The organism is Pseudoxanthomonas sp. G3, assembly GCF_057654715.1.
Window position 1 is genome coordinate 1,026,569 of the sequence record NZ_CM172805.1, and the last position, 12,857, is coordinate 1,039,425.

Annotated in this window: 7 protein-coding genes and 2 pseudogenes; 7 read left to right on the forward strand and 2 right to left on the reverse strand. The window is 68.8% G+C overall.

The features are described from left to right. Positions 1–3 precede the first annotated feature (3 nt). Both AC23D6_RS04665 and gshB read right to left on the reverse strand, forming a co-directional pair. Entirely contained in the window at positions 4–879 is an 876-nt protein-coding gene (locus AC23D6_RS04665; RefSeq protein WP_487751659.1) for an energy transducer TonB, read from the reverse strand. A gap of 1 nt (position 880) precedes the next feature. Next, positions 881–1,828, reverse strand: a complete 948-nt coding sequence (gene gshB, locus AC23D6_RS04670) for a glutathione synthase (RefSeq protein ID WP_487751660.1) — start codon at positions 1,826–1,828, stop codon at positions 881–883. 243 nt (positions 1,829–2,071) lie between these two features. Here gshB and AC23D6_RS04675 point away from each other — a divergent pair, with 243 nt between their 5' ends. From AC23D6_RS04675 to AC23D6_RS04705, 7 genes and pseudogenes are all read left to right on the forward strand, one after another. Then, on the forward strand, positions 2,072–2,473 hold the full coding sequence (locus tag AC23D6_RS04675) for a response regulator (RefSeq protein ID WP_056879689.1): 402 nt from the start codon (positions 2,072–2,074) through the stop codon (positions 2,471–2,473). A gap of 53 nt (positions 2,474–2,526) precedes the next feature. Next, positions 2,527–3,057, forward strand: coding sequence for a chemotaxis protein CheW (locus AC23D6_RS04680; RefSeq protein WP_487752571.1), 531 nt, complete (start codon positions 2,527–2,529; stop codon positions 3,055–3,057). A gap of 35 nt (positions 3,058–3,092) precedes the next feature. After that, positions 3,093–5,129, forward strand: a complete 2,037-nt coding sequence (locus tag AC23D6_RS04685; protein WP_487751661.1) for a methyl-accepting chemotaxis protein — start codon at positions 3,093–3,095, stop codon at positions 5,127–5,129. Positions 5,130–5,219: 90 nt separating this feature from the next. Continuing rightward, positions 5,220–9,168: pseudogene (locus AC23D6_RS04690) on the forward strand (Hpt domain-containing protein); the annotation flags it as partial. A gap of 788 nt (positions 9,169–9,956) precedes the next feature. Then, a pseudogene (locus AC23D6_RS04695) lies at positions 9,957–11,144 on the forward strand (response regulator); the annotation flags it as partial. Then, positions 11,131–12,360: a chemotaxis protein CheB gene (locus AC23D6_RS04700; protein WP_487751662.1), complete on the forward strand. Its 1,230-nt coding sequence runs from the start codon at positions 11,131–11,133 to the stop codon at positions 12,358–12,360. The pseudogene AC23D6_RS04695 and the gene AC23D6_RS04700, both read left to right, overlap by 14 nt. Before the next feature lie 10 nt (positions 12,361–12,370). After that, on the forward strand, positions 12,371–12,841 hold the full coding sequence (locus tag AC23D6_RS04705) for a chemotaxis protein CheW (protein WP_487751663.1): 471 nt from the start codon (positions 12,371–12,373) through the stop codon (positions 12,839–12,841). The last annotated feature ends 16 nt before the right edge of the window (positions 12,842–12,857 follow it).

Sequence of the window (12,857 nt, forward strand, 5' to 3'; positions counted from 1 at the left end):
GCGTCACTCGTCGCGCACCTGCCCGCCGGGCAGGAAGCGCCACGTGCGGGTGACGTGCAGGATGTCGACGTTCTCGCCGGTCTCGGGCAGCGGCGGGAAAGGCGCGGACAACTGCACGATCCGTTGCGCGGTCGAATCCAGTAGCGGGATACCGCTGGACTGGATGATGCGGGTCTGCTCCACGCTGCCGTCGCGGCGCACGGCGACGCTGATCACCAGCGTGCCGGCCAGGCGCTTGCGGCGCGCCTCGTCGGGATAATTGAGGTTGCCGACGCGTTCGGCGCGGTCCACCCACGCGCGCAGGTAATTGGCGTAGACGTATTCCTTGGTGCTCGCCGAGACGAACTTGCGCTTCGGGCGCTTGGCGTACAGCTCCGATCGCAGGTGGTACTCGGCGGCCAGGCGCGCCATCTCGGCGTCGCGCTGGATCTTCTGCTCGCCCTGCGGCAGATCGGGCTGGTCCGGTTGCGGGCGGGCTTCCGGCACCGGCGCGCGCGCATCGCTGTCGCGCGTGGCGACGACGCGGCTCTCCGGCGGCGGCACCGGCGCGGTGGTCTGCGCACGCAGTGGCTGCGGCGCCAGTCCCGTATCGGGTTGGGGGATCCAGCCGGCCTGACTATCGCGCGGGCGCTTGGCCTGTTCGCTTTCGCCGCCGCCCTCCTGATTGGCCGCGGCCAGGAAGTCGGCTTCCTTGGGCGTCAGTGGCGTGCTGGTCTGGCTGAGGATCACGTCGAGCGTGGGCATCACCGGCGCGGCGTCGTCCAGAGCGAAGCCCACGCCCAGCACCAGCAGGCCATGCACGATCAACGACAGCGCCAACGTGGCGCCGAGGCGTTCGTTCGCGCCGATCTTCGGCGGGGTCACCGGAACGGCGGACATCTCAGGCGGCCAGCTTCTTCTCGATCACGTCGAACAGCAGAGCGGCGATGTTCAGCCCGAACTGCGCATCAAGTTCGCGTACGCAGGTCGGGCTGGTGACGTTCACTTCGGTCAGGTAGTCGCCGATCACGTCCAGGCCGACGAACAGCATGCCGCGGCGCTTCATCTCGGGGCCCACCTGGGCGGCGATCCAGCGGTCGCGGTCGCTCAGCGGACGGCCTTCGCCACGGCCGCCGGCCGCCAGGTTGCCGCGGAACTCGTCGCCCTGCGGGATGCGGGCCAGGGCGTAGTCCACCGGCTCGCCGTCGACCAGCAGCACGCGCTTGTCGCCGTCCTTGATGCCCGGGATGAACCGCTGCGCCAGCGTCAGATGGCCGGGGCCGACCAGGGTTTCCAGAATGACGTTGGTATTGGGGTCGCCGGCCTTGACCCGGAAGATCGAGCGGCCGCCCATGCCGTCCAGCGGCTTCAGCACCGCCTCGCCGTGCTCGGCGACAAAGGCTTTCAACGCGGCCGGATCGCGGCTGACCAGGGTCGGCGGACAGCACTGCGGGAAGAGCAGGGCGGCCAGCTTCTCGTTGTAGTCGCGCAGGCCCTGGGGGTCGTTGACGACCAGCGCGCCCGCCTGCTGGGCGATACCCAGCACGTGGGTGTCATAGAGGTACTGGTCGTCGACGGGCGGGTCCTTGCGCATCAGCACGACCTGGCCGGGGCCGAAGGCCAGGTCGTGCGGCTCGCCGAGGGTGAACCAGCCGGCCTTGTCGTCCTTCACCGCCAGCGGGGCCACCTGGGCGAAGGCGCGGCCGTCGCGCAGGGCCAGCCGGCCGGGGATGACGTAGTGCAGCCGGTGCCCGCGCCGCTGGGCCTCCAGCAGCATGGCGAAGGTGGTGTCCTTGGCGATCTTGATGGACCCGATCGGGTCCATGACGACGACGATGTCCAGCGGCATGGGGGCGGTTCTGCGGAAGACGTCGCGATGGTATCAGGCGGGGCCGGCGCGCCGCCCCGGCGATGATTGGAACGCCGCTTGCACGGCGCGGCGGAAACTGCGACGTGGTTCGCATCGCGCCGTTCAGCGAAATCGGTCGTGGGGGCGCTGCTTGACAGTGCGCGCCGGGATAGGGGATATAAGCAGGCAACGCAGCGCGGCCAGTTCGTCAATGAAGCCGCGCGCGCATGGGGAAATCAGGTAATGACGCAGAATGAAGGCCAGGCCGGCGGACTCAACGGCCTACGGGTCATGGTGATCGATGACTCGAAAACCATCCGCCGCACCGCAGAAACCCTGCTGAAACGCGAGGGTTGCGAAGTGGTGACGGCGACGGACGGCTTCGAGGCGCTCGCCAAGATCGCCGACCAGCAGCCGCAGATCATTTTCGTGGACATCATGATGCCGCGCCTGGACGGGTATCAGACCTGCGCGCTCATCAAGAACAACCAGGTCTTCAAGTCCACGCCGGTCATCATGCTCTCGTCCAAGGACAGCCTGTTCGACAAGGCGCGCGGACGCATCGTCGGCTCGGAGCAGTACCTGACCAAGCCGTTCACGCGCGAGGAACTCCTCGACGCCATCCGCGCCCACGTCAGCACCTGAGGGGCTGGCGCCATGGGGACCCATCGTACTGAGTGCACAGGGGGCGGGCGATGATCCGCACACCGTTCGACACGCTGGCCGAATACGAGCGCCGCAGCCTGGCGCATGCCGTGGTCCAGCCCGCGCGCGAGATCGCGCAGGACCAGTACCGCGGCGTCGGCTATCGCGTGGGCAAGCGCCGGCTGATCTCCAACTTCGGGGAAGTGGTGGAAATCGTGCCGATGCCGCCGGTCACGCCGGTACCGGGCGCGCAGCCGTGGTTGCTGGGGATCGGCAACCTGCGCGGCAACCTGTTCCCGGTGGTGGACCTCAAGCAGTTCCTCGAGGGCGAGCGCACCGTGCTGCATGAAGGCCAGCGCGTGCTGGTCATGCGGCAATCGGGTGGGGACGTTGCACTGACCATCGACGAGCTGTACGGACAGCGCAGCTTCCACGAGTCGCAGCAGGTCGAGCCGGGGGACCTGGCGGAAGGCCGCTACGCGCATTTCATCGAGCGGGCATTCGCCAGCGACGATCAGCAATGGGGTGTGTTCGCGCTGGGGTTGCTCGCGCGCACGCCCGAGTTCCGCCAAGCCGCGCTTTGAGCGCGGACGACACGCTATTTTTCAGGGGTTGAACAATGAGCACTGCGTCGGATTCTCCTAGCGCCAGCAAGATCGGCAGCTTCAGCAACAGCTTCTGGCTGGCGCTGCTGGCGATCTCGGTGATCGTGTTCGGTGCGAACACGGGCGTGGCCACCTACCAGGGCAGCCGCCTCTCCGGCGCCAGCACCGGCGCATCGGACATGCGCGTGCTTTCGCAGCAGCTGGCCAACCAGGGCCGAGAGGCGGTCGCCGGCAACGCGTCTGCGTTCAAGGCCTTCAAGGAAACCAAGCAGTCAGTCGAGTCCACCGTCTCCGACCTGCAGGCGCGCTTCAGCAACGAGGGCGCCGTGGCCGATCCGCTCGAAAAGCTGGCCGCCACCTGGGCGCCGCTGGGCAAGAATGCCGACCAGATCATCGCGTCCGAAGCGGCCGTGCTGGCGCTGGCCGGCAACGCCGACCGCTTCGCCGCGCAAGTGCCCAGCCTGCAGGCGCAGCTCAACGAAGTGGTGCGTGCGATGTCGGCCGGCGGCGCGCCGTCCTCGCAGATCTACAGCGCCCTGCAGCAGGTCGTGTTGGCGGGCACCATGGCCCGCCGCGTGACGGAAATCCGCGCCGGTGGCGCGGGTGCTTCCACTGCCGGTGACGCGCTGGGCCGCGACGCGGTGTTGTTCGGCCAGGTGCTGGAGGGCCTGCGCAACGGCAACGCCGACCTCGGCATCGCGCCGGTGCGCAACGGCGCCGCGCTGGCCGCGCTGCAGAACTCGCAGACCCTGTGGACCGCGATGAAGAAGGACCTGGACGCGATCCTGGCCAGTTCCCGCAACCTGTTCGCTGCGCAGGGCGCGGCCGCCGCGCTGACCAACGGCTCCGGCCAGATGCTCCAGGACAGCACCAACCTCTTCCAGGCCTTCTCGGCCTTCGGTTCGGTGCGCGATACACGCCTGTTCCCGAACTTCTGGCTGGGCATCGCCTCCGGTGCCGCGGCGCTGATCTCGATCATCGGCTTGCTGTATTCGCTGTACCGTACCCGCCAGCGCGAGCAGGAAGTGCGTTACCAGACGCAGGTGGAATACAACAGCCGCAACCAGCAGGCGATCATGCGGCTGCTGGACGAAATCAGCTCGCTGGGTGAAGGCGATCTGACGGTGAAGGCCTCGGTGACCGAGGACATGACCGGCGCCATCGCGGACGCCATCAACTACGCCGTGGACGAACTGCGCAACCTGGTGACGACGATCAACGACACCTCCGTGCAGGTGGCCGCGTCGACCCAGGAAACGCAGGCCACCGCGCTGCAGCTGGCCGAGGCCGCCGGCCACCAGGCCGACCAGATCACCACCGCGTCCGACCGCATCAGCGAAATCGCGACCAGCATCGACCAGGTGTCGAAGAACTCCACCGAGTCGGCCGAAGTGGCGCAGCGCTCGGTGCAGATCGCGACCGAGGGCGCCGGCGTGGTGCGCGAGACGATCCGCGGCATGGACCAGATTCGCGACCAGATCCAGGAAACCTCCAAGCGCATCAAGCGCCTGGGCGAGTCCTCGCAGGAAATCGGCTCGGTCGTGGAACTGATCAATGACATTTCCGAACAGACCAACATCCTGGCCTTGAACGCCGCCGTGCAGGCGGCCTCGGCGGGTGAAGCGGGCCGCGGTTTCGCGGTCGTGGCCGACGAAGTGCAGCGCCTCGCCGAACGCACCTCGGGCGCGACGCGCCGCATCGAATCGCTGGTGCAGACGATTCAGGCCGACACCAACGAGGCGGTCAGCTCGATGGAGCAGACGACGGCCGAAGTGGTCTCCGGTGCGCGCCTGGCCGAGGATGCGGGTACCGCGCTGGGCGAGATCGAGCGCGTGTCGAACGACCTCAACAACCTCATCAAGAACATCTCCTCGGCTGCACAGCAGCAGTCCACCGCGGCACTGGACATCACGCAGACGATGGGCGTGATCCGGCAGATCACCTCGCAGACCTCGCTGGGTGCGGGCCAGACCGCCGAGTCGATCGGCCACCTGGCGCAGTTGGCCGCCGACCTGCGGCGTTCGGTTGCCGACTTCAAGCTGCCGGGCTGAGGACGGGACGCACCGCATGAACTTCCTACGCCATCCCGCCTGCCGGCCCGTCCGGGCTGAGGGCTGCACCGCCGCCGCGGGGGTCCGCGCATGAGCGCGCTTCGCGAGGCCATGAGCCATGCCGTGCTCGGCTGGGTGAAGCCCGAGCTGGACGAGACCCTCCGCCTGGTGCGCCAGGAGATCGAATCCTTCGTCGAGGCCCCTGCCGACACGAGCCGCATGCGGTTCTGCGCCGGCTACCTGCACCAGGTGCAGGGCACCCTGCGCATGGTGGAGCTGTACGCCCCGGCCATGGTGGCCGAAGAACTGGAACTGCTGGCCAAGGCGCTGCAGGACGGCGGCGTGGGCGATCGCGACGAGGCCTGCGCCACGCTGATGCGCGGTGCGGTGCTGCTTCCGGACTACCTGGAGCGACTGCAAGAAGGCCACCGCGACATCCCCATCGTGCTGTTGCCGCTGCTCAACGAGATCCGTGCCGCGCGCGGCGCGTCGGGCCTCAACGAAAGCATGCTGTACCCGGGCGGCGCCAGCGACGAGGCGACGCCCAGCGAAGCCGAGATCGATCACGCGCGCAGCAGCCTGAGCGGCCGCAACCGCGAGCTGCTCGATACCGTCGGCAATGCGGTGAAGGAAGAGCTGCTGCGCGTGAAGGATGCGCTCGACCTGCACCTGCGCACCGGCAACGATGCGCATGAACTGGAGCCCCAGGTCGCCGAGCTCGGCAACGTCGCCGACACGCTCGGCATGATGGGGCTAGGCGTAGCGCGCGACGTGGTGATGCAGCAGCGCGACACCCTGCGTGATGTCGTCGCCGGCAGCCGTCCCGCCGACGAAGGCACGCTGCTCGATGTCGCCGGTGCCTTGCTGTACGTGGATGCCTCGCTGGACGACCAGGTCGCCCGGCTCGGCAGCGCCAGCGACGCCGGTCCCGATCCGAGCGCGGCCGAATCGCAGCGTACGGTCGAGGTGCTGGCCCAGGAAGCCATCATCAATTTCGCCGGCGCGCGCGAGCGCTTCGTCGCGTTCATCGAAACCAACTGGGACCACGGTGAGCTGGCCGATGTCCCGCGCTTGCTCGATGAAGTGGCCGGCGCCTTGCGCATGCTCGAACTGGGTCAGGCGGGGGACTACGTGGTTGGCGTGCGCCGGTACGTCAGCGGCGAACTGATCGGCAAGAAGCGCGTGCCCGGCGGCCAGCAGCTGGACACGCTGGCCGATGCGATGGCCAGCCTGGAGTACTACCTGGAAGCGCTGCGCGAGCGCCGCCCGAACCGCGAGGACATCCTCGAGATCACCCGCGGGAGCCTGGAAGCGCTGCGTTACTGGCCACTGCCGCCGGAAGCCGCGCCCGTCGTCGAACCCGCGATCGCAGCCGTCGCCGCAGTGCCCGCCGCGGTGGAACCGCTGGCGGACGCCGTCGCCACGTCGGCCGACGCGCCGGCGCCTGTCGAGGCGTCGTCCGTCGAAACGACGGTGGAAAGCGCCGAGGCCTCCACGTTCGGCGCGCTGACGCTGGAGCCCATCGACGCCGCGCCGGCGCTGGCCGATGCGAATCCGTTCGATCCGGTCGGCTTCGAAGAGGCCGACGCGGGCGCTGAAGCGACGACGTTCGTCGTCGAGCTCGAAGACGACGCAGCCGACCAGGCGCCGGTCGCCGATACGCCGGCGGAGGTCGAGGTGCTGCCCGCGTTCGAGGCGACGCCCGTCGCGCCCGTCGAGGTGGAAGAAGAAACACTGCCGGACCTGCGCCATGAAATCGCCGCCGCGGCGGCCGCGTTGCCTGCCGCGACGGTGATCGGTGGCTTCGACAGCGACGCGACCGATATCGACGACGAGATCCGCGAGGTCTTCCTCGAGGAATTCGACGAAGAGATCGTCAACCTCCGCCAGCTGCTGCCCGCGTGGCGCAGCAATCCGGAAGACCTGGAGCGCCTGCGGCCGATCCGCCGCGTCTTCCACACGCTCAAGGGCAGTGGCCGCCTGGTGGGCGCCAAGACGCTGGGCGAGTTCAGCTGGAAGGTCGAGAACATGCTCAATCGCGTGCTCGATCACACGCGCGAACCCAGCCACGCCGTCGAGGCGCTACTGGAGATGGCATGCGATGCGCTACCCCAGCTCAACGCCGCGTTGCGCGGCCAGGGCAGCGTGACCGCGGACCTCGCGGGCATCCAGGACATCGCGGATCGCCTGGCAGCGGGCGAAGAGGCGTACTACAGCGCCCAGCCGGCCGTCGTGGACGACGGAGCCGAGTTCATCGAGCCTGCACCTGCCCCGATGGTCACGCCGGCGATCGAGGATGTGCCCGCCGTGTTCGAACCGGAGACCGAAGGCACGCCGGCTTCCGTCGATGCGGTGTTGCGCGAGATCCTGGAGGTCGAGGTCGACAACCACCTCGACACCGTCGATACCTGGCTGCTGAAGGCGCAGGTCAACGCGGTGCCGGTGAGCGAGGAGTTGCTGCGCGCCGTGCACACCATGAACGGTGCGCTGGCGATGGCCGACGTGCCGGAAATCACCGGGGTCACATCGGCCGCCGAGCAATACGTGAAACGCCTGCTGGCCGCCGGCGAAACGCCGACGCCGGAAGGCGTGTCCGCCATCGCCGACACGGCGCAGGCGATCCGTCGCAGCGTGGCCGCGCTGCAGGCGCCTTCGCCGCGCATCCCCGTGTTCGCCGCGCTCGCCGGCCAGTTGGTCGCGCTGCGCGACAGCCTGCCCGAGCAGCGCCAGGGGGCGCAGATCGTCGACGACACGCACCAGGGCACCTACGTCGAGCAGATGCCGACGATCGCGCCGCCGGTCATGCCGTCCGATGTCGAACTCGCCGCGCTGGACCTGTCGGCGTATCTGGACGACACCGCGCGTGGCGCCGGTGGCGATCTGGTGCCGGATGTCGCTGCCGTGGACGAGGTGGAAACACTGGCCGCTGCCGATGCCGGGTCGTTGGCGCCTGCATCGCCTGAAGTGACCTTCTACGACATCGACTACCGCATCCTGCCGCGTACTCGTGCGGACGCGACGGACGTCGCCGCCACCACCCCAGGCGAGGAAGAGGTCACCGCAACGGCTGACGACGTGGCCGTCGATGCGCTGGCCGAAGAGGCCACCATCGACGATGCGCTGGTTGTCGACGCCGATTTGCCCGCCTTCCTGGCCGAACCGGCCGCCGATGCGGCGATCGCCGAAGACGCCGCTGTCGAAGCGACGTCGGTGGAAGAGCTCTCCGTCGAGGACGAGGCCGTCGAACCAGCGTCCCTCGAGGCGGCTTCCGTTGAGGCCTCTGCAGACGTCATGGATGCGCCGGTCGAAGGCGATGCGCTCGTCGTCGAAGAGATCGTCCTCGAAGATGCCATCGAAGCACCGGAAGACGCGGTAGCGGCAGCGCCGACCGCCGAGGTCGAGGAGACCCCCGTCGAAGAGGTCGTCGCCGAAGAGGCCGTCGTGGAAGAGGTGGCGGCCGACGATGCCGTCATCGAAGCGGCGCCCATCGAGGACGCCGTTGCCGAAGAGACGGTCGCGGAAGAAGCGCCCGCCGACATGGCGTCCATCGACGATGTCGATGCCATCGATGCACCCGCCGAAATGCCGGATGCCGCTGAATCCGCCGAGTCTGAAGTCGTCGCCTCCGCCGAAGCCGAGGAGTCTGCCGTGACCAGTGCGCCCGCCGACATGCCGGAGCCGGAAGAGGCCCTCGACCTGACGGGTCTGGACCTGGATCTGGTGGAGATCTTCATCGAGGAAGGCAACGACCTGCTCGACCACTCCGACGACCTGCTGGCCAAACTGCGCGAGACGCCAGAAGACCGCGCCCTGGTCATCAGCCTGCAGCGCGATCTGCACACCTTGAAGGGTGGCGCGCGCATGGCCGGCATCCACGCCGTGGGCGATCTGGGCCATGCCATCGAATCGATGCTCGAGTCGATCGCGGGCCATCGTACCGAGCTGGATCGCCGCGCGATCCAGTTGCTGGAACGTGGCTTCGACACGCTGCACGGCCAACTGGCGCGTGTCACCGCACGCCGCGCCGTGACGATCCCGGACGGCATGATCGCCGAGTTCAATGCCCGCGCCCGCGGCATCGAACTGCCCGAGGCGCCCGCCGCGAGCGATGCGCCCGCCGCGCCGGTCGAACTCGCGCCGCTGTCCGCGCCGATCGAGACCGAGCTGGCCGCGCCGGTGGAGGAAGAGTTCTTCCCGATGGGCCAGCAGGAACAGGTGCGTGTCCGCGCCGACCTGCTGGACCGCCTGGTCAACCACGCCGGCGAAGTCGCCATCTATCGCGCACGCCTGGAGCAGCAGCTCGGCGCGTTCCGCGGTGCGATGGCCGAACTCGACCGCACCAACATCCGATTGCACGACCAGCTGCGTCGCCTCGACCTGGAAACTGAAGCCCAGATCGTCGCCCGCTACCAGCGCGAACACGAGAAGCAGGACCCGACGTTCGACCCGCTGGAGCTGGACCGCTTCTCCACGCTGCAGCAGCTCAGCCGCGCGTTGGCCGAATCGGCCGCCGACATCACCGGCCTGCAGGGCGTGCTGGACGATCTCTCGCGCCAGTACGACAGCCTGCTTCAGCAGCAGTCGCGCGTCAGTTCGGAACTGCAGGACGGCCTGATGCGCGCGCGGATGGTGCCGTTCGAAGGCATCGTGCCGCGCCTGCGTCGCGTGTTGCGCCAGGCCGCCAGCGATACCCACAAGCAGGTCAACCTGCAGCTGTCGGGTACCCACGGGGAAATGGACCGCAACGTGCTGGAGCGCATGACGGCGCCCCTGGAGCACCTGCTGCGCAACTCGGTGGCGCATGGTCTGGAAACGCCGAAAGAGCGGCGCAAGGCCGGAAAGCCGGAAGAGGGCACGGTGCAGGTCGCCCTGCGTCGCGAAGGTTCGGAAATGGTGCTGGTGGTCTCCGACGACGGTGCCGGCCTCAACCGCGAGGCGATCCGTCGCCGTGCCGAACAGCGCGGCCTGATCCAGCCCGGCGCTACGCTGGCCGATGCCGACCTCGACCGCCTGATCCTGGAATCGGGCTTCAGCACCTACGACCAGGTCAGCCAGCTGGCCGGCCGTGGCGTGGGCATGGACGTTGTCTACAACGAAGTCCGCCAGCTCGGCGGCTCGCTGGACATCGCATCCACGCCGGGCAAGGGCGCCGTCTTCACCTTGCGCCTGCCACAGACGCTGGCGGTCACCCAGGCCGTGTTCGTGCAGATCGGCGAGGCCCAGTTCGCGGTGCCCGTCGCCGCGGTCAGCGGTATCGGCCGCATCAGCCACGCGCGCTTCAATGCCGGCGCCGGCACGTATCACTACGCCGGCGAGGACTACCCGCTCTACAACCTCGGCCATCTGGTGGGCCACAGCCCCGCCAAGGCGGAAGGCCAGGCGCAGGTGCCGCTGCTGCTGGTGCGGGCGGGTGATTTGCGTGCCGCCGTGGCCGTGGACCAGGTGCTGGGCAACCGCGAAATCGTGGTCAAGCCGGTGGGCCCGCAGATCGCCTCGATCCAGGGCATCTACGGCGCCACCATCACCGGTGACGGCAGCGTCGTGGTGATCCTGGACGCCGCGCCGCTGGTGCGCCGCCACCTGGCCCAGCCCGCGCAGCCCACGCAGGTCGCGACCGCGATCGAACAGCGGCGCGTGCCGCTGGTGATGGTGGTCGACGACTCGCTGACCATGCGTAAGGTGACCAGCCGCGTACTGGAGCGCCACAACTTCGAAGTCGCCGCCGCGCGCGATGGCGTCGAGGCTCTGGAGAAGCTCGAGGAGCGTGTTCCGGACCTGATGCTGCTGGATATCGAAATGCCGCGCATGGACGGTTACGAGTTGGCGACCGCGATGAAGGCCGATCCGCGCTTCAAGGACGTGCCCATCGTGATGATCACCTCGCGTACCGGCGACAAGCATCGCCAGCGCGCGTTCGACATCGGCGTGCAACGCTACATGGGCAAGCCGTACCAGGAGCTCGATCTGCTGCGCAACGTCTACGACCTGTTGGGAATCGCCCGTGTCCGTGAGTGAAGCCAAGCGCGTTGCCCTGTTGGCGCGCCCGGGTGAGGCGCGCGAGCGCCTGCGGGTGGCCTTGCACGAAGCCGGCGCCGATATCGTGCTGGAAGACGATCCCAGCACGCTGGATGCCGATGCGCTGGGCGCCAGCGCGCCGCAGGTGGTGCTGGTCGCACTCGAACCGGCCATCGAGGACAGCCTCGAGCGCTTCGACGGCGTGCTGCACGACCCCGCGGTCTCGGTGATCTTCGATGAAGCCGAACTGGCCGCGCGACGCCAGGGCTGGGAAGCCCAGCGCTGGGCACGCCACCTGGCCGCCAAGCTGCACGGCCATCAGGACGTGCTGCCGCCGGGCCGCGAGGAAGAAGTCAGCCTGCAACTGGAGCCCGGCCTGCCGGTGACGCCGGCGCAGCTGCACCAGGACGCGGAAATCTCGCTGCACCTGGAAGAAGCGGCCGACGTCGCCCAGGAACTGCCGCGCGACGATTTCGCCTACACCGGCGGTCTGGCAGCGCGCCAGGTCGACGACAACGTGATCGACGCGGACGACTGGCTGCGCAACGCGTCGCAGGCTGCGCCGCCACCGGTTCCGCCACCGCTGCCCGAACCTCCGGCCGCCACGCCGCCGCCGCTGCCCACGCCGAAGTTCGACCTGTCCTCGCTCTCCTTGGAGCCGCTGGACGCCGCAGGCGGCAAGACCGTCGAGCGCGCGCAGGGCGCGGTGCTGGTGTTCGCCGGTATCGGTGGTCCCGATGCCGTGCGCAAACTGCTGGCGGAATTGCCCGACGGCTTCCCGAAGCCGGTGCTCGTGCACCTGCGCCTGGACGGAGGCCGTTACGACAACCTCGTGCGGCAGATGGAGCGCGTCGCGCACATGCCGGTCGCGCTGGCGGAAGCAGGCACGCCCGCCGAGCCGGGCCACATCTACGTCATGCCCGGCGATGTCGTGCCGTTGGTCGACGCCGGCGTGGTGAGCTTCCGCCCCGGCGCCGTCATCCACACCATGATCCCGCAGTTGCCGCCGGCCGACAGCGCCGTGCTGTTGCTCAGCGGTAGCGATACCGCTTTGGTCGAGCCTGTCGCCGCGCTGGGCACGCAGGGCGCGCTGGTGATGGGCCAGTCGCAGGACGGTTGCTACGACCCCGCCGCGCCCCGCGCGCTGGCGTCCCGCGGTGCCGAACTGGGCACGCCCGCGCAGCTCGCGCAACGCCTGACCGACCGCTGGTTCTGAGGAACACACGATGGCCCACTCCAACGACGAAATTCGCGGCGTCCTGATCCAGGCGGGCGAACACCGCCTGCTGCTGCCCAATGCCACCGTTGCCGAAGTGCTGACGCGCGCGCCGGTGGAGCCCATCGACGGCATGCCGGACTGGTTGCCTGGGCGGATCGACTGGCACGGGTGGCCGGTGCCGCTGGTGGCGTTCGGTCGCCTCAGCGGCAACCCGAACGATCCCGTGGCGCTCAACAGCAAGATCGTGGTGCTGAAGGCGTTGAGCGGCGACAAGGATCGCCCGTACTTCGCGTTGCTGACGCCCTCGTTCCCGCGCCTGGTGTCGGTGCCGCGCGACGGCCTGCTGGCGGACGCGACCGAAGACGATCTGCCGGTCGGCGTGAAGGTGCGCGTGCTGCTGGGCGATGAAGCCGCGGTGCTGCCGGACCTGGAAGTCGTGGAAACGATGATCGGCGAAGCGCTGGCCAACGCGGCCTGACCGGGTCCGCTTGTCG

Excerpts from the sequence above, each read along its gene's own strand:
- AC23D6_RS04705 (WP_487751663.1), top strand. The coding sequence starts at position 12,371 with ATGGCCCACTCCAACGACGAAATTCGCGGCGTCCTGATCCAGGCGGGC.
- AC23D6_RS04685 (WP_487751661.1), top strand. The coding sequence starts at position 3,093 with ATGAGCACTGCGTCGGATTCTCCTAGCGCCAGCAAGATCGGCAGCTTC.
- gshB (WP_487751660.1), bottom strand. The coding sequence starts at position 1,828 with ATGCCGCTGGACATCGTCGTCGTCATGGACCCGATCGGGTCCATCAAG.
- AC23D6_RS04675 (WP_056879689.1), top strand. The coding sequence starts at position 2,072 with ATGACGCAGAATGAAGGCCAGGCCGGCGGACTCAACGGCCTACGGGTC.
- AC23D6_RS04665 (WP_487751659.1), bottom strand. The coding sequence starts at position 879 with ATGTCCGCCGTTCCGGTGACCCCGCCGAAGATCGGCGCGAACGAACGC.